This window comes from Serratia sp. YWN4 (genome assembly GCF_055790845.1).
In genome coordinates, this window is record NZ_CM147696.1 from 3,530,961 (window position 1) to 3,547,076 (window position 16,116).

General features: G+C 48.3%; 17 protein-coding genes. 1 reads left to right on the forward strand and 16 read right to left on the reverse strand.

Annotation, left to right across the window (positions count from 1 at the left end; genetic code table 11):
• Positions 1 to 73: 73 nt before the first annotated feature.
• The 6 genes from ACX9GT_RS16600 to ACX9GT_RS16625 form a co-directional block, all read right to left on the reverse strand.
• Positions 74 to 598 (reverse strand): fimbrial protein, encoded by a 525-nt coding sequence (locus ACX9GT_RS16600; protein ID WP_473187805.1) that lies wholly within the window; start codon positions 596 to 598, stop codon positions 74 to 76.
• 858 nt (positions 599 to 1,456) lie between these two features.
• A complete protein-coding gene (locus tag ACX9GT_RS16605) occupies positions 1,457 to 2,422 on the reverse strand; it encodes a transketolase family protein (RefSeq protein ID WP_473187806.1) in 966 nt (321 codons plus the stop codon).
• Positions 2,415 to 3,260, reverse strand: a complete 846-nt coding sequence (locus ACX9GT_RS16610) for a transketolase (RefSeq protein WP_473187807.1) — start codon at positions 3,258 to 3,260, stop codon at positions 2,415 to 2,417. The genes ACX9GT_RS16605 and ACX9GT_RS16610 overlap by 8 nt, the downstream gene beginning before the upstream one ends.
• Before the next feature lie 14 nt (positions 3,261 to 3,274).
• Positions 3,275 to 4,654: a PTS ascorbate transporter subunit IIC gene (locus tag ACX9GT_RS16615; RefSeq protein WP_473187808.1), complete on the reverse strand. Its 1,380-nt coding sequence runs from the start codon at positions 4,652 to 4,654 to the stop codon at positions 3,275 to 3,277.
• 23 nt (positions 4,655 to 4,677) lie between these two features.
• Positions 4,678 to 4,959 carry a PTS sugar transporter subunit IIB gene (locus ACX9GT_RS16620; RefSeq protein ID WP_076941594.1) on the reverse strand — a complete coding sequence of 94 codons (282 nt, stop codon included), beginning with the start codon at positions 4,957 to 4,959 and terminating at the stop codon, positions 4,678 to 4,680.
• A 93-nt stretch (positions 4,960 to 5,052) separates the two neighbouring features.
• Positions 5,053 to 5,496, reverse strand: coding sequence for a PTS sugar transporter subunit IIA (locus tag ACX9GT_RS16625; protein ID WP_473187809.1), 444 nt, complete (start codon positions 5,494 to 5,496; stop codon positions 5,053 to 5,055).
• A 301-nt stretch (positions 5,497 to 5,797) separates the two neighbouring features.
• Between ACX9GT_RS16625 and ACX9GT_RS16630 the strand changes: the two genes are divergently transcribed.
• Positions 5,798 to 6,817, forward strand: coding sequence for a LacI family DNA-binding transcriptional regulator (locus tag ACX9GT_RS16630; protein ID WP_473187810.1), 1,020 nt, complete (start codon positions 5,798 to 5,800; stop codon positions 6,815 to 6,817).
• 134 nt (positions 6,818 to 6,951) lie between these two features.
• Here ACX9GT_RS16630 and ACX9GT_RS16635 read toward each other — a convergent pair whose 3' ends face one another.
• The 10 genes from ACX9GT_RS16635 to kduD all read right to left on the reverse strand — a co-directional run bounded on the left by ACX9GT_RS16635 (position 6,952) and on the right by kduD (position 15,960).
• Positions 6,952 to 7,647, reverse strand: a complete 696-nt coding sequence (locus ACX9GT_RS16635) for an oligogalacturonate-specific porin KdgM family protein (protein WP_473187811.1) — start codon at positions 7,645 to 7,647, stop codon at positions 6,952 to 6,954.
• 379 nt (positions 7,648 to 8,026) lie between these two features.
• Positions 8,027 to 9,316 (reverse strand): ABC transporter substrate-binding protein, encoded by a 1,290-nt coding sequence (locus ACX9GT_RS16640; protein ID WP_473187812.1) that lies wholly within the window; start codon positions 9,314 to 9,316, stop codon positions 8,027 to 8,029.
• A 15-nt stretch (positions 9,317 to 9,331) separates the two neighbouring features.
• Entirely contained in the window at positions 9,332 to 10,459 is a 1,128-nt protein-coding gene (locus ACX9GT_RS16645) for an ABC transporter ATP-binding protein (RefSeq protein WP_473187813.1), read from the reverse strand.
• Between the two features lie 13 nt (positions 10,460 to 10,472).
• On the reverse strand, positions 10,473 to 11,387 hold the full coding sequence (locus ACX9GT_RS16650; protein ID WP_459402002.1) for a carbohydrate ABC transporter permease: 915 nt from the start codon (positions 11,385 to 11,387) through the stop codon (positions 10,473 to 10,475).
• Entirely contained in the window at positions 11,380 to 12,270 is an 891-nt protein-coding gene (locus ACX9GT_RS16655) for a carbohydrate ABC transporter permease (RefSeq protein ID WP_459402001.1), read from the reverse strand. Before ACX9GT_RS16655 ends, ACX9GT_RS16650 begins: the two co-directional genes overlap by 8 nt.
• Before the next feature lie 74 nt (positions 12,271 to 12,344).
• Positions 12,345 to 12,713 (reverse strand): hypothetical protein, encoded by a 369-nt coding sequence (locus tag ACX9GT_RS16660; RefSeq protein ID WP_473187814.1) that lies wholly within the window; start codon positions 12,711 to 12,713, stop codon positions 12,345 to 12,347.
• A 416-nt stretch (positions 12,714 to 13,129) separates the two neighbouring features.
• Positions 13,130 to 13,705 (reverse strand): NUDIX hydrolase YfcD, encoded by a 576-nt coding sequence (gene yfcD / locus ACX9GT_RS16665; protein WP_473187815.1) that lies wholly within the window; start codon positions 13,703 to 13,705, stop codon positions 13,130 to 13,132.
• Between the two features lie 160 nt (positions 13,706 to 13,865).
• Complete coding sequence (gene yfcE, locus ACX9GT_RS16670; protein WP_473187816.1) at positions 13,866 to 14,417, reverse strand: phosphodiesterase; 552 nt, start codon at positions 14,415 to 14,417, stop codon at positions 13,866 to 13,868.
• Positions 14,418 to 14,510: 93 nt separating this feature from the next.
• On the reverse strand, positions 14,511 to 15,155 hold the full coding sequence (locus ACX9GT_RS16675; RefSeq protein WP_473187817.1) for an RpiB/LacA/LacB family sugar-phosphate isomerase: 645 nt from the start codon (positions 15,153 to 15,155) through the stop codon (positions 14,511 to 14,513).
• 43 nt (positions 15,156 to 15,198) lie between these two features.
• Positions 15,199 to 15,960, reverse strand: a complete 762-nt coding sequence (gene kduD, locus ACX9GT_RS16680; RefSeq protein ID WP_473187818.1) for a 2-dehydro-3-deoxy-D-gluconate 5-dehydrogenase KduD — start codon at positions 15,958 to 15,960, stop codon at positions 15,199 to 15,201.
• Positions 15,961 to 16,116: the final 156 nt, after the last annotated feature.

Consider the following 16,116-nt stretch of genomic DNA (forward strand, 5'->3'; position numbering starts at 1 on the left):
AGCTTGCTGAGCACTAAAAAAATAAGCGGCCCGTGATTAAACGGGCCGCTTAATTTATATCGCTAAAATGTTATTAGTTATAAGTGATGCCAAAGGTCGCTACTGCGTTTGCTGGCCCTGGGGTCACAGTATCTGATGTTGCGACATAGCGTGCGACAAACGCCAGGTTATTATCCACACCAGCAGTCAGTGGGTATGCCACAGAAGGGGTGCGCAAAGGCAATACGGCAGAGGTATCGGAGATTTGAACCGCCACCCCTGTCGCCATGTTAGCCACCTGCGTGAGGGCTAACGCACTGCTATCGCCAGTTACTGCATTACCATCAAACGATACTTGAGCGGCACTCACAGACGGTGGACAATTCCGCAGGCTCAAAATGAACTTTTGCGGACTCGCAGTATCACCCTTCTTAGGGAAAGCGCTGGCCGCTATTTGGCCCAATGGCACTTCCGCAGGATTGCTCATGTTGTTAACAACCTGACAGGCCTCAGTGATCAGTTGCCCTTCAAAGTTCACCTGACCATCAGCAGCAGATGCCCCGGCAGACAGGCCTAAACTTGCGGCAACCAAGGTAGTAACACAAAAAATTTTTTTCACTATTAGAAACTCCATATCCTATGGGTATAAATTGCCCTATATAAAATTAATGCTATTTTACTTGCAGCATCAGACAAGTTGAACGAGATATCTCATTTAAGCGTTAGCTCAAAAATCTCAAAGTTCATAAATTACTCTCAGAGGGTCAGGGGGAAAGCAGGTTTTAAGATGAGCAGATAGAACAATCTAAGCATAGAAACACCAAAACATATTACCAACCAATAATAGCCTAACCTGATGAGGCCCATTTTAGTTAAAAGCGCTTTAATGTAAAGAGTAAAAATATTCAAACAGCGTCACATCCATCACTCTTCCATATTTTTTATTTATGATAACGCAGTAAAATAAAAAAAGTAAAATACTGTATTTTAAAGACTTAAATTAAAAAATAAGTATCAAATAAGAAATAAACAAGAAATAACCGATATGAATAATAAAAAACAATTATGTTACATGTGATTTTTAGCCTTAAAAAAGTCAACATCCATCCCTAAAAAGCATACATTTCTAAGCATTTTAAGATTATATCTCGCCACTCTGCCCCAGATAATCCCAACGCCACTCATCAACTCACAGGGGTTTGATGAGTCATACTCGCTCTAAAAATTAATTGCGGTTGCTTACATTTCAGAATGTGACCCATTCTTACACCAGAATAAAAGCAGGATAATTCAAATATTCTGTTTAAGTTATACGCTAATCATTATGTTTTATTCAAATCACTGAGCAATGATAAGCGTAAATGCGAGATTGCTTAACGCTCAGCAATTCTCGGTATTTTCTCGCATCATTTTGATGAGGGCTCACAGTACAAATGGTGCGGTGAGCCCGTTAAGCGCTAGCAGTGTTCACCTGCAATTACGGCACACAACCCAGCAACTGATTTGCCGCCTGTAGAATATGTTCTGCCGTCAGGCCGTATTCCTGTTGTAAAAACGCCTGAGTTCCCACTTGCCCATAACGCTCTTTCACGCCAACCCGCCGCATCGGCACCGGACACTCTTCGACCAGCACCTCGGCCACGGCTGAGCCCAATCCGTTATGAATGCTGTGATTTTCGCAGGTTACCATTTTGCCGGTTTTTGCTGCATAGGTTGTAATGATGTCACGATCGATTGGCTTGAGCGTGAACATATCGATCACCGCTGCGCTGATCCCTTGCTGTTCCAGTTCCTGTGCTGCCTTCAGCGCTTCGGCCACCATAATGCCGTTGGCAATCAGCGTGATGTCACTGCCATCACGCAACAGATTGGCTTTACCGATGGTAAAGCGCGAGCCGTCCTGATAAATACGCGTTGCCTGCTTACGGATGGTGCGCACCCAGTAGAAACCTTTCAGATCCACCAACTGCTGCAAAATATTCTGGAACATCGTGGCATCGGTCACTTCCAGCACCACCGAATGCGCCAACCCGCGCACAATACCCATATCCTCAAATGACATATGAGTACCGCCGTTATGGCAGGCGCTTACCCCCGCATCCGAAGCGATCACCTTCACGTTATTGCGCTGATAGTCCAACGACATAAAAAGCTGATCGAAACAGCGACGGCTGGCAAATGCGGAAAACGTATGCACAAAAGGTATACGCCCGGTCAGCGACAATCCGGCGGAAACGCCGATCACATTGGCCTCCATGATGCCGCAGTTGATCACCTGCTGCGGGTGATCCTTATGCACGCCATCCATCGCCATCGAACTCATCAGATCGGCTTCCAACGCAATAACCGGTTTGCCCGCCTCGATTTGCTGACGCATCATGCTGGCATACACTTTGCGCATCTCTATACCGTCTTTTTCCAGCTGTGTTACCACGTTAAACATGAGCAACCTCCAGATCGGCAATGGCTTTTTCGATTGCCTGCTGTACGTCCGGCGTCAAACGCAGGTGATGAGAGTTGTGTAAACTCTCAAGATAGGCCACGCCCTGCCCTTTAACGCTGTCCAAAATCACCACCAGCGGGCGTTGTTCACCGCTGCGCACCGGCAGCACCGCGTCACGGATCGCAGCAATGTCATCCCCCAAAACGGTTTGCACGTCAAAACCAAAGGCGGTGAATTTGCCCGCCAGATCGAAGGGTTTGATCACCTCATCCAACGCGCCGTCCAACTGCTGCTTGTTGTAATCGATAAACAGCGTCAGGTTATGCAGATTGTGGTGAGCAATAAACTGGAAGGCTTCCCAACACTGCCCTTCGTTGAGTTCACCGTCGCCCAGAATGCTGAAAACCCGATTGCGCCTGCCGGCCAACCGGTGCGAAAGCGCTATCCCGGCAGCAATGGAAACCCCCTGCCCAAGAGAGCCGGTGGTGGCATCCACGCCACGGGTACGCAGACGATCCGGGTGGCTTGGCAAGCGGGTGCCATTCTGGTTCAGCGTTTTCAGTTCTTCTTGTGGGAAATAGCCTTTGATCGCCAGCGTGCTGTAAAGTGCCGGGCCTGCATGACCTTTTGACAGCACAAAGTAGTCTCGCTCGGGCCAGTCGGGATCCGCCGGATCGATATGCATCACTTCGCCATACAATACCGCCAGCGTTTCCACCACCGACATGCAGCCGCCGTAGTGGCCAAAACCCAGCCCGGTGAGGGCTTTCAACGTTTCCAGGCGGATCGCCCGCGCCAGCGCGCGCAGTTCGCCAATATCAGTCACTGTGTTGTTCATCAAACTGCCCTCACTTATTTCTCAACGCGATCTGCCGCCGGAGCGCTCTTGCGTTTACCCAGGAAGTTATGCGCAACCAGCAGCGCAAAGATGGCGATGATCGCCACCATGATCATCTCTTTGGTCAGGAAACGCGCCATGTTACCCAGCACGATCCCTACTACGCCGAAGTCCGCATCAGAGAAGGTAGTATTGGCAAAGCCCAGCGCCCCTAACACCGGTAGCAGCAACACCGGCAAGAAGGTAATCAGCAAGCCATTGGCCAACGCCCCCAACATCGCACCGCGCCGCCCGCCGGTGGCATTACCAAATACTCCAGCGGTCGCACCGGTGAAGAAATGAGGGACTACGCCCGGCAGGATCAGCACCATTTTCATTTGCCCGAGCAGGAACAGGCCAACCAGCCCACCGAGGAAGCTGAACAGGAAGCCAATCAGCACTGCATTAGGGGCATAAGGGTAAACCACCGGGCAATCCAGCGCTGGGCGCGCGTTGGGCACCAGCTTTTCTGAAAAGCCGGTAAACGCCGGGACGATTTCCGCCAGGATCAGCCGCACCCCTTGCAGGATGATGAAGACTCCGGCCGCAAAGGTAATCGCCTGGATAATCGAATACACCAGATAGTTCTGCCCGCCGCTGAGCTGGCTTTCGACGTAGGTCTGCCCAGCACAAATCGCCAGAATCAGATAGATAATGATCATCGTCATCGAGATGGAAATGGAGCTGTCGCGCAAGAAGCTGAGGTTCTTCGGCAGGTTCATCTCTTCGGTGGAGCGTGAGCCTTTGCCAGCGCGCTCACCGATCCAACCGGCCAGTACGTAACCCAGCGTGCCGAAATGGCCGAACGCGATATCATCGTTCCCGGTGATGCGGCGCATATAGCGCTGAGCAATGGCCGGGAAGAACGCCATCACCAAACCCAAGGTCAGCGCACCAGTAAACACCAGCTGTACCCCTTCAAAACCGGCGACCGTCAGAATAATACCGATCATACAGGCCATATAGAAAGTATGGTGGCCGGTCAGGAAGATGTATTTCAAGCGAGTAAAACGGGCAACGATAATATTGGCCACCATACCAAACGCCATAATCAACGCAGTGGAAGCGCCATATTTTTCCAAGGCAATAGACACGATGGCTTCATTATTGGGGATAATGCCCTGAATATTGAAAGCATGTTCAAACATACCACCCAGCGGGTTAAGTGACCCGACCAATACCGTGGCACCGCCGCCAAGCACAATAAAACCGAGAATGGTTTTCACCGTGCCCTTTACCACATCAGAAAATGATTTCTTTTGCGCCAGCAAACCGATTAACGCAATCACACCCACCAATACGGCAGGCACCTTTAATATATCAACCACAAATTTAAGCGTTTCTTGGATAAACATATCCACCTCGCCGACTGGTTTGATTAAATGATGGAATGAGCTTCGAAGTAGGCACGCAGCTTGGCTTCGAGTTCATTAATATCGATGATGTTACTGATCACCACCAGTTGGCTGGCCGGTACGCTGGCGCTATCGGCGATATCTTTTGCCATCACGAAAATATCCGCCGCGCCCGGTGTGGCGGAGGAGAGATCGGAGTGCTCAACCTCCGCTTCAATCGCCATTTTCTTCAGCACTTTCTTGATATTCATTTCCACCATAAAGCTGCTGCCCAACCCTGAACCACAAATAGCCATGATTTTCATTATGTTCACCCGCTGAATTTCGAATAAGAGATAACATCACCAGATGGTTATCTGATGTTATTTGCTGTAATCAATTGGCCTAACCGTTAAGAATTAATAGTTGGCAATAATATCCTCGATCTGCTGTCGGCTCTCAGCGCGGAATAACCTCTCCATCGCTTCGTTGTCTGAAAATAATTCAGCCAGCTGCGAGATTAATTCGATATGGCTGCTGCTGTCTGGAGCTGAAAGCATCACCACCACGAACACCGGATCGTTATCTTCAGAATGAAAACGCACTCCCTGGTTAATTTTTAACAGCGAAAGGCCTAACGCCTTCGCCCCCTCTTCCGGTCTGGCATGTGGCATGGCAATACCGGGAGCCAGAACAAAATACGGCCCCAGCGCCTGATATTGGCGGAATATTGCCGCCAGATAGTCGTCAGTAATGATGCCGCGTTGCAGCAGCGGTTGAGCACTCAGCGCTACCGCGTCCTGCCAGTCCGTGACTTCCTCACACAGTTGAATATGGTCGGCGTTCAGCCAGTCGTTGAGCACGTTTCCCCCTCAGATAGCCTGGTTACGATTAGGTGTTACCGGTGTGTCACTCCTCGGCGACGATAAAACTTTAATCAACGACCAGAGTATCAACTGTGATCAAAGCCACAAAGATAGCGCTACCAAAAATCTATCATGCGGATCTGTGATAGCGCTATCAAATAGTCGGATGCGATAATCGCCTAGCGCAGTTTTTTTATCCCTCGCCCAGAGAACGGGTTAGAATGTCAGCCAAAGCAGGATTGCCGAACCACCGATAATCGGGTTTCGGACCATTAGCGCATTTCAGTCAGGATTACGAATGTCGATCGGTAAAAAACGACGCAGCACTGGCCGGGTTACGCTGGCCGACGTTGCCCAATTGGCGGGCGTGGGTAGCATGACCGTATCGCGAGCATTACGCACGCCAGAGCAGGTTTCAGACAAGCTGAGAGAAAAAATTGAGGCCGCGGTCAGTGAATTGGGTTACTTGCCCAACCTGGCCGCCAGTTCGCTGGCTTCGGCATCCTCTTACACCATCGCCATGGTGGTGCCGAGTTTTTCCGAGTCAGGTTGTGCAGATATGTTTGCCGGATTACAGCGCGTGCTGCAACCTGCGGGTTACCAAATCATGCTGGCCGAATCACAACATCATCTGGAGCGTGAAGAAAAGCTGCTGGAAACGCTGCTTTCCTACAACCTGGCCGCTGCCGTGTTGCTCAGCGTCGAGCATTCACCCAATACGCGTCAGGCGCTGATGGCAGCTCATATTCCCGTGGTAGAGATTGGTGCCATACGTACCGATCCAATCGATATGAATATTGGTATTGATTATGTCGCGGCAATGTATCAATTAACCCAAACGGTGATCGCCAGCGGCTACCAGAACGTGGGTTTGTTGTGTGCCAATCAGGAACAGTGGATTTTTCAGCAACATTTGCAGGGCTGGCACAAGGCATTGCTGCGCAATCATATGTCACCACACCGGGTGATCAACGCCGCACAACCGGCCAGTTTCAGCACCGGTGCGCAACAACTGCCAGAATTCCTGCTGGCCTGGCCTGAACTGGATGCCTTGGTGTGTGCGTCAGATGAGCTGGCTTGCGGCGCGCTGTATGAATGCCAACGACGCAGAATCAAGGTGCCGGATCAGTTGGCGATAGTGGGCTTTGGTAATAGCGACGTCAGCCAGGTATGCCAACCGCCGCTGACCACCATGACCGTGCCGCACAAAGAGATTGGTATTCAGGCAGGTAAAGCGCTGTTGGCACGCCTGAATGATGAGGAATGGCAGCCTGAAGGTACGATCCCTTCGGCACTGTGTCGCCGCGATAGCTGCTGAGCATGAGTTCCGCAGTGCAGCAGACAATATGGGTAGTTGAAAAGTTTTATCCCGATGTGGCCTTAACACAATAACATCGAAAACCGCCTGACGTTTCTCAACATCAGGCGGTAATAACCGCCCTGCGTGTATAATCAGAAGCTGTAAGAGATACCAGCGCGGTAACGAGTCTGGCGATTATCGTTCTTACTGTCTTGTTTTACGTTACCGACTTCAATATAAGGCTTCCAGTTTTTATCCCACTTATAAGCCAGTTTTACGTTATGTTCGTAATCGGTTTTACCATCATCGAAGATAATTTGATTACTATTTTTATAAACATAGTTATATTCAGCCTGCCAGTCCTTGAGGAAGGTATAACCTAACCAGAAATCACCGCGGTTGGTTTTTTCATCTGCATCAGAACCTTTTGAGGTGGTACGCTTATACTCATAACGGTATCTGGCTGCAACATAGAGTTCTTTGGTCAGATTATATTGCGCACGCAAGAAAGGCCGGTAACCATTATTATTGCTGCTAGATTCCAGCGAGAAACCTGGCTGTAAAGAAAACTCATCCGTCAGGCTTTGCTGATAGCTGGCGACCACTTCAGTACCATTACTCACCTGCTCATGGTAAAGTTTATTCGGTGTCGTATCTGAAGGATCCTGACGCCATTTGGCTTCTAAAGATAAACCAAAACCATTCGCAAAGCGATGTGACATCAACAAACGATCTTTATGATCACCTTTACCGGTATCCATAAGCTCATGTCGATAATCAATTGTTACCGCTGCGGCGCTGAGGCTGATTACTGACGTCATCACCAGAGTTAATAATTTTAATTTCATTGTTCCCATCCCTTATAATTTAATAATACAAGAAACCGCGCCCTAGAATAAAGGGAGTCTCAGAAGTATTGAAAACAACAGTGAGTGAATTATATAAACATTTAGTTTAATCCTGCTTTGAATAAAACACATCTAGCCCTTCTGATTACCAGCAAGGTAAAGCATTACGTGTTTTTACCCTTCAAAGCAGACGAAGTGATATTTTCCCCTATTAAAGAAACGTTAAATTATACAGTAAAAAATTTAAAGCCTCTATTGTGTTATATCATCGTTATTTAAAATAGCAAATCAATAAAGCAATAATTTCACGACCAGTTCAAATTATTTATTTTATAATAACTCCACCACGTATCATGGTGGAGCTATTACCAGCAACTCTTTATCTCATTGCACGTTTCAGGATACGGTCACCCTGTGATTGGAAATCAGCAGCCGTTTCTTTAACCGTTTTCTTACCGTAGTCGATTGACTGAATGGCATCTTGGAACAACACCACAATCTGCGGATCGTCGAAGTAAGGTGAAGCATTAATTGCATGTGGTAAAGACAGGGCCAGATTCAAGCCAGAAACGGCCGGATCGGTATCTTTAATCACACCGCTGTCACGTAATTGGGTAACCGCAGTTTTACTCAGTGGCACACCACGCTCCAGCCCCAGTGCTTCAACGCCCTCTTTGCTGTTTAACAAGAAGTTAATCAGCATGGCAGCTTCACGCGGATGCTTACTGCTTTTACCAATCGAGAACATTTGGGCTGGTTTAAAGAACAAGCCCGCATCCGTAGCGCCTTCCAGCATCGGGTAATTACCCAATTCCAGTTTTGCTGGCGGCTTCAGGTTATCGGAATATTTTTTAATGGTGGAGTTCCACATGTAAGTGCCTGCAAACTCACCCGCAATCCATGGCTTCATTTCATACATATTGCTCTTGCCGAAAGAGGCAAAATATTTGGATGACGGCATCACATGGCTATCGACCATATCTTTATACATCTGGAAGAATTCAACCCACTGATCATCGGTGTAGTTAAACTTCTTCTTACTTTCATTTACGATATCGATATTATGCTTCTGTATCATATATGAACGTAACAGGGCGAAAGAGTCCTGGTGCTCAAGCACCACAGGATAATATTTATCACCCAATACTTCTTGGAACTTCTTACCCGCCGCCAGTAATTCATCCCAGGTCTTAGGATAGGCTACCCCAGCGTTTTTCCAGGTAACATCATTCAGGTAGAAGACACGTGCGGTCACTGAGATCGGGATCCCGTTCAGTTTGCCATTAACCGTGGTGGTCTTCAGTTCCTTTGGATCAAACTGGGTCAGATCCAGATACTCACTGACTTTATTCAGATCATGGAAGCCACCGCCATCTTTTGAAAAGATCGGTAACCAGTTCCAGTTGGTCTGCATAACATCCGGCTCGGTCCCACCCGCGATTTGCGTGGTCAAGCGAGAAAGGTGGCCATCCCAACCGGTATATTCTGATTTAACTTTAATATCAGGGTTTTGTTTCTGAAACTCTTCAATCGCTTTCAGCGTCATCTGATGGCGGCTATTCCCGCCCCACCAGGACATACGCAAATCAACCTGTTCAGCAGCAAATGACTGGTGCGCAAACATAGCAATAGATGAAGCAATCAAAACTTGTAATAATCTTTTTTTCATTGTCTACAACTCCTGTTAAAGAGAGATATTTTTTTCTGTTTTCGCATCAAATATATGGCATTTATTCATGTCAAATTTAAAGTAAACAGGACGATGCAGCCCATTTTTGAGGATAGGTTTAACATCATCAGATGGGATACGACAGGTCAATTCAAAATCATTAACCTTGAGGTAGACAAAGAACTCGTGGCCCATGTTTTCAACACGAACTAATTCACCCTGAGAGTGATTCCCCTCGAAAGGTGACTCTGAAATGGTAATAAATTCAGGACGAACACCGAAGAACACGTCTTCGCCCACATGGCCCGCCACTTTTTCCTGCTGATGCGGATTTAGCGTCAGCGTGTAGTTCCCCACTGTCAAACCTATCTTGCCGTCTTGTTCTACCAGCTTGCTAGGTTTGATATTCATTTCTGGCGCACCGATAAAGCCAGCGACGAACATATTTTTCGGGAAGTGGTAAAGGTTATCCGGTGTATCAACCTGCATGATATGACCGAGCTTCATGACACAGATACGGTCACCCATGGTCATCGCCTCTGTTTGGTCATGGGTAACATAAACAGTGGTCGCCGGTTTGCCGCTCTTTTTCAGTTGCTTGTGCAGATCGGAAATACGGATACGCATCGATGCACGTAATTTGGCATCCAGGTTGGACAACGGCTCATCGAACAGGAAAACATCGGGTTTCTTGACGATAGCACGGCCAACCGCCACGCGCTGTGCCTGCCCGCCTGACAACTGACGCGGTAAACGATCCAGTAATTCGCCCAGTTCCAGAATTTTTGCCGCTTCGGTTACCTGCTCTTCGATCTGCTCTTTAGGAAGTTTGCTCAGCTTCAGGCCAAACGCCAGGTTCTCTTTCACCGTCATATGCGGATAAAGCGCATAGTTCTGGAACACCATGGCAATACCACGGGATTTAGGTGCCAGGTTGTTCACCACGCGATCGCCGATGCGAACTTCACCACCGCTGATGGTTTCCAGCCCCGCCAGCATACGCAGAGTGGTTGACTTGGCGCAGCCGGATGGCCCGACGATCACCATGAACTCACCGTCGGCAATGGTTAAATTGATACCATGAACGGCTTTATAACCGTTGGTGTACACTTTCTCTAAATTATTGAATACGACTTCAGCCATGATAAATCCTCAATTAACCTTTAATACCGCTGCTGGTAACACCCTGCACGAAATAGCGTTGGGCTAGGAAGAACACGATGATAGACGGCAGAATAGAGATACTCGCCATTGCCAGAATTTCGTTCCAAGGAGCACCTTCGGTGACGTCGATGGACATTTTCAGCGCCAGGGCAATAGGGTATTTATCTACGCTGTACACGTAAATCAGTGGTCCAATAAAGTCGTTCATTGACCACATGAACTGGAACAGGGCAACAGAGATAATCGCCGGTTTCAGAATCGGTACCACCACATACCACAGCACCTGGAAAGAGTTACAACCATCAATCTGGGCGGCTTCTTCCATATCACGTGGCACGCCACGCAAAAACTGGATCAACATAAAGACGAAGAAACCTTGAGTGGCAAATGCCAGCGGTAAATACAGCGGCAGATAGCTGTCCAGCATCCCCATTTCACGGAACATGATGTACTGAGGGATCAGTAACACCGTGCTCGGCAGCAACATGGTGGTGATCAGCGTTGCAAACCAGAATTTCTTCCATGGAATTTCAAAACGCGCAAATCCATAGGCCACAATGGTTGAAGAGATAATGGTCAATATGACTTTAGGAATAACAAACTTAAAGGTATTAAGCATGTAGTGACCAAAGTTATATTCCGTCCCGGTTTTCCAGCCATTAACAAAACCGTCTGAGGTTGGATTATCAGGCCACAATCCCAACGTCGTGAAGATCTCATGATTCGGCTTGAACGATGCAGAGAACATCCACACCAGTGGATAAAGCATCAGCAAGCCCACAAACAGCAGGACGATATAACGGATAAACGCACTGACTTTCTCTTTGCGTAACGTCCGCTGTACCTCTTGCTCAGCAACTTTCTGAGCATCGCTCATGATTACGTTGTCTTGGTGCATATCAGCCATTTTTGCCTCCCTTATCCGCTGAGTAGAAGACCCAATACTTCGATGATTTAAAGGCGATTGAGGCAAACAAGGCCACGACCAGGAACAGTATCCAAGCCAGCGCAGCACCGTAACCCATATCAAAATATTTAAATGCGGTATCGTAAATATAAAGTGAGAACAGGTAGGTATAGTGAGTTGGGCCACCACCCGTTATGACATAAGGTGCGGTAAACTCTTGGAACGCCTGCGTTGTTTGCATGATGAAGTTAAAGAAAATAACCGGCGTAATCAGTGGCACGGTGACTTTCATAAACATCTGCCATTTCGAAGCGCCATCGATCATCGCGGCTTCATACTGTGACTGCGGAACGTTCTGCAATGCCGCCAGGAAAATAACCATGGCAGAACCAAATTGCCATACGCGCAGTAAAGTCACCGACATCAACGCCAGTGAAGGCTCACCCAACCAGTTGATTGGGTCTGCGCCAAAGACACCGATAAAGCTGTTTAACAGACCATCGATGGCAAACAGCGCACGCCACAATACGGCAATAGCCACGCTGCTGCCAAGAATCGAAGGAATGTAATACGCCGTTCGGAAAAATCCAATACCACGCAGCTTAAAATTAAGAACGAAAGCAATACCCAGCGCAAATGCCAATTTTAAAGGAATGGTCAGAAACACATAAGCAAAGGTTACGCCCATGGATTTCCAAAAGAGGTGATCTTCCGTAAGCATATAACGGTAGTTTTCGATCCCGTTAAACACCGGCGGATTCATCAGGTCATATTCTGTAAAACTTAACAAGAATGATGACACAAAAGGAAACGCCGTAAATATTATCAACCCTATAATGTAAGGTGATATATAGGCTAACCCCAGCATTCTGTTTTCATTCATGGTTATTACCCATAGAGATAGAAAAATTAAATAAAGAAAAATTTAATTAACGTTATAAAAAGACTCGACAGCAATCAGATACAACCCAAGGTACAGTGCTTTAACCTCCGCTCTGATAACAACATGCCGCGCTGAAGCAGTGAATCACCCTGCTTTTGTAACTGCTCATCACCAACAAAAGTGATCTGCAACCGCAATGCATACCCTAAACAAATGAATAATAATTTTCGTATATAAGATTCTAAGGCGTTTGCACCATGTGCTCCCTGTGCATGGTGTTGATACAAGTCATGGATAAAATGGAAAGACAAAACAAATCCATGCCACAAAGGCGCAGGTTGAGTTTGCCCGCCCCTTTTGGCTTGGTTAAGCTGTCGGTAAAACGCTGATGGCCGATCCATCATGGCACTGTCGATCACTTGAGTGCAGCACGTTAAGTCCATTTTCGGTCTCCACACATCAGCCAACAAACTGAAACACTATTTCAAATTATTATATCCAAATTTTTCTCAGCGTCATTGAGCGGATGGCAAAAGTGTGACCAAAGTAGGAACGTTGTTTTATTTTTTTTGACCGGCTTGCATACCCATTAAAAACCCTATCACAGAGAATAATCAACTGATTGATTTTAAACAATAAAATAATGAGTACGGATTGTGGCATTAACGATCTTGATTTGTGGAAAATAGGTTAGCCAATTGTGTTATGGGCAAAAATCAGCAGAACGCGGTCTGCTTGGCGAGCATTCGGTAGGGTAACCCGCGGTTACACTTTTTGAGTGGAGGTTAAGAAAGGAGCCCGATAGGAAAATCAGGCTGTGTTATTGCAAAACCTCGCAGAAACACAGCCGGTAGAGTGGTCAGAGATTCTCTTCACCTGACTCGACTTTGCTCTCGCGCTGTAGGGGTTTGCCGTAATCCTGATCGTTGTTACGCGTCAACCAGAGTGACAGAGCCTTCAGCGAGTCTGGGGTAAACTCGTCGCAGCGCGCGGTGATCTCCTCCGGCATCATCCAGCTTACCTCAGCAACTTCTTCCTCTTGCAGGGCAAAAGGGCCGTGTGACACGCAGCTGAATAAAGCCCCCCAAATGCGGCACTGGTGCTCTTCAAAATAGAACATGCCATGTTCGGCAAAAGGCACACCGGCAATGCCCAGTTCTTCCTCTGCTTCGCGGCGGGCAGAATCAAGCACATTCTCACCGCTTTGCACCACGCCACCGGCGCAGGCATCCAACCAGCCCGGATAGAAGTCTTTGTTTTCAGTGCGACGCTGCACCAGAATTCGCCCCATTCCATCATGCACCACAATATAGGTAGCACGGTGACGCAGCCGTTGAGCACGCATCTGTTGACGACTGGATTGAGCAATCACTTCGTTTTGCTCGTTGACGATATCCACCCATTCGGTATCCGCAGCCTGACCCTGTTCCGCCATCCTCTAAGACCTTCTATTTTGGCGCGATGAATGCCGCGCATTGGTTAATTAATGAATGTACTTATGATTTTTAATATGCGTACACTCTTCACCTTTAAAGTTGCAGAAGCACCGACGCCCAATTCATAACTCTGCACTCTAAAGCCATTGGATATATAAACTAGTGTGTTAATGCCAGCTCTGCAACCGCCTCACCACCGTACAAATTGACTACGCGCAAAATATCCTGCTCCAGTATGCCATAACTGGCAGGAAAGCCCCCTTTGGGGATGCTTACCGAACCGGGATTAAAGCAATAAATATCCCCCTGTCGTTCTGCCTGTGGTAAGTGCGTGTGACCATACACCAACACGTCACCCTGGGATAAAGGCGGCAAGATACCGGGATGATAAAGGTGACCATGGGTTAAAAACAGCCGTCTGTTTGGCAGCAATACGTGCTGAAACGGAGCGGTAATGGGGAATGAGAGCAACATCTGATCGACTTCGCTATCACAATTGCCACGAACGGCAATGATCTTAGTGCGATAGTGATTCAAGCGTTCAGCAACCTGGGCAGGTTGATAGGCATCTGGCAGCGCATTACGCGGCCCGTGATTGAGTAAATCACCCAAAAGAATCAGCCAATCGGCATGACTTTGCTCAAACAGTTCAAGAATTTTTTCAGTGGCGGAAAGTGAACCATGTAAGTCAGAGGCGAACATCAGCTTCATAAGCTTCCCTTGGTACGGAATATGAAACCCATTCTAACGCAGTAACGCTAACCGATGAAGCAGGTGGCCGACAAGCGGCCACCTGAAGAAAAATCAAGCGCGGTTGATAATATCTTTTACGAAGGCCACGATTTCGGCTTTCTTGCCATGTGAGAACAGGCATTCCTGGAAACGTGCGCCGCTGACGGCGGTTTTCACCAATTCTGGGTCGATGGCACGCAGCGTATCAAGATAGTTATCTTTGCTCACTGCACGCTTAACCTGGCTCAGAATACCGGCGTTGCGTACCTGAGGTTCCTTACGATCGACAGGATAGCCTTCACCTTTACGGCCGGTAAACGCTTTCTCAAAGATGTAACGGATGTTCAGTTCCGCACCCCAGCCAAAACCTTTGGCAAACGGCAGAGCCAGTGCGTTACCGTTGTTAACCTGGGCGAACAGGAAGGCGTCCGCAGGCTCGATGCAGTAACCGCAAACCACACCTGGGTGAGCGTTCAGTGACATCATTGCGCCCTGGCCGGTGCCGCAACCGGTAACCACAAACTCGACCGCTTCTGCGTTCAGCAGGATGCTGGCCATGATCCCCAGGTGGATATAGGTCAGATGGTGGTCTTTCTCGTCACTCATGCCGACGTTGAACACTGCATCATGATTGTCAGCCGCTACGGCCTGCAGTTGTTCGAGAACCAGCGCATTTTTACCCGCCTGGCTGTTTTCCATCATCAGTGCAATATTCATCGTTTCCTCTCTGCAAATAAAATCAATGCGTTATTTTTCAGGCTTAGCGCGCCAACCAGCCGCCGTCTACCGCCAGGGTAAAGCCGTTAATGTAATCTGAAGCCGGTGAAGCCAGGAATACCGCTGGCCCCATCAGATCTTCTGGCAGGCCCCAACGCCCAGCAGGAATACGCTCGAGGATCGCTTCGCTGCGAGCCTGATCGTCGCGCAACTGGCGGGTGTTGTTAGTTGCCATATAACCCGGTGCCAGAGCGTTCACGTTGATGCCATGGCTGGCCCATTCATTGGCCAACAGACGAGTCACACCCATTACCGCGCTCTTCGACGCCGTATAGGAAGGCACGCGAATACCACCTTGGTAAGACAACATAGAGGCGATATTGATGATCTTGCCGCCCTTACCCTGAGCAATGAACTGGCGCGCTACGGCCTGAGACATAAAGAAGACCGTTTTAATGTTCAGGTTCATCACATCATCCCAGTCTTTTTCGCTGAACTCCAGCGCGTCCTGACGGCGGATAATACCTGCGTTGTTCACCAGAATATCGATATGGCCAAACTCTGCCACAGCACGTTCAACCAGGGAAGGCAGCACGTCCAGGTTGCTCAGGTCAGCTTTCAGGCTCAGGAAACGACGTCCAATTTCTGCAACTTTCGCGATGGTCTCCGTTGGCTCAACCACGTTGATGCCGACGATATCACAACCCGCCTGCGCCAGCCCAAGTGCCATGCCTTGACCCAGACCGGTGTCACAACCAGTCACGACAGCCACTTTACCCTGCAACGAGAAATTATCGAGAATCATGCTCTTTTCCTTAGTACTCAGGGCATCATCGGCCCTTGTCAAAAAAGTGGGGATAACAGTGCAATCCCGCCAGTATTTGCAGCTTGCTGCCGCACAGAGCAGGCTCTATTGCCCGTCCCTGTCATCATGATGCGGCAAGTCTAGCGCTTATCCCCA

Coding starts and splice junctions, on each gene's coding strand:
- ACX9GT_RS16605 (WP_473187806.1), bottom strand. CDS start 2,422: ATGTTTAACGTGGTAACACAGCTGGAAAAAGACGGTATAGAGATGCGC.
- ACX9GT_RS16610 (WP_473187807.1), bottom strand. CDS start 3,260: ATGAACAACACAGTGACTGATATTGGCGAACTGCGCGCGCTGGCGCGG.
- ACX9GT_RS16615 (WP_473187808.1), bottom strand. CDS start 4,654: ATGTTTATCCAAGAAACGCTTAAATTTGTGGTTGATATATTAAAGGTG.
- ACX9GT_RS16620 (WP_076941594.1), bottom strand. CDS start 4,959: ATGAAAATCATGGCTATTTGTGGTTCAGGGTTGGGCAGCAGCTTTATG.
- ACX9GT_RS16630 (WP_473187810.1), top strand. CDS start 5,798: ATGTCGATCGGTAAAAAACGACGCAGCACTGGCCGGGTTACGCTGGCC.
- ACX9GT_RS16635 (WP_473187811.1), bottom strand. CDS start 7,647: ATGAAATTAAAATTATTAACTCTGGTGATGACGTCAGTAATCAGCCTC.
- ACX9GT_RS16640 (WP_473187812.1), bottom strand. CDS start 9,316: ATGAAAAAAAGATTATTACAAGTTTTGATTGCTTCATCTATTGCTATG.
- ACX9GT_RS16645 (WP_473187813.1), bottom strand. CDS start 10,459: ATGGCTGAAGTCGTATTCAATAATTTAGAGAAAGTGTACACCAACGGT.
- ACX9GT_RS16650 (WP_459402002.1), bottom strand. CDS start 11,387: ATGGCTGATATGCACCAAGACAACGTAATCATGAGCGATGCTCAGAAA.
- ACX9GT_RS16655 (WP_459402001.1), bottom strand. CDS start 12,270: ATGAATGAAAACAGAATGCTGGGGTTAGCCTATATATCACCTTACATT.
- ACX9GT_RS16660 (WP_473187814.1), bottom strand. CDS start 12,713: ATGGACTTAACGTGCTGCACTCAAGTGATCGACAGTGCCATGATGGAT.
- yfcD (WP_473187815.1), bottom strand. CDS start 13,705: ATGGCGGAACAGGGTCAGGCTGCGGATACCGAATGGGTGGATATCGTC.
- yfcE (WP_473187816.1), bottom strand. CDS start 14,417: ATGAAGCTGATGTTCGCCTCTGACTTACATGGTTCACTTTCCGCCACT.
- ACX9GT_RS16675 (WP_473187817.1), bottom strand. CDS start 15,155: ATGAATATTGCACTGATGATGGAAAACAGCCAGGCGGGTAAAAATGCG.
- kduD (WP_473187818.1), bottom strand. CDS start 15,960: ATGATTCTCGATAATTTCTCGTTGCAGGGTAAAGTGGCTGTCGTGACT.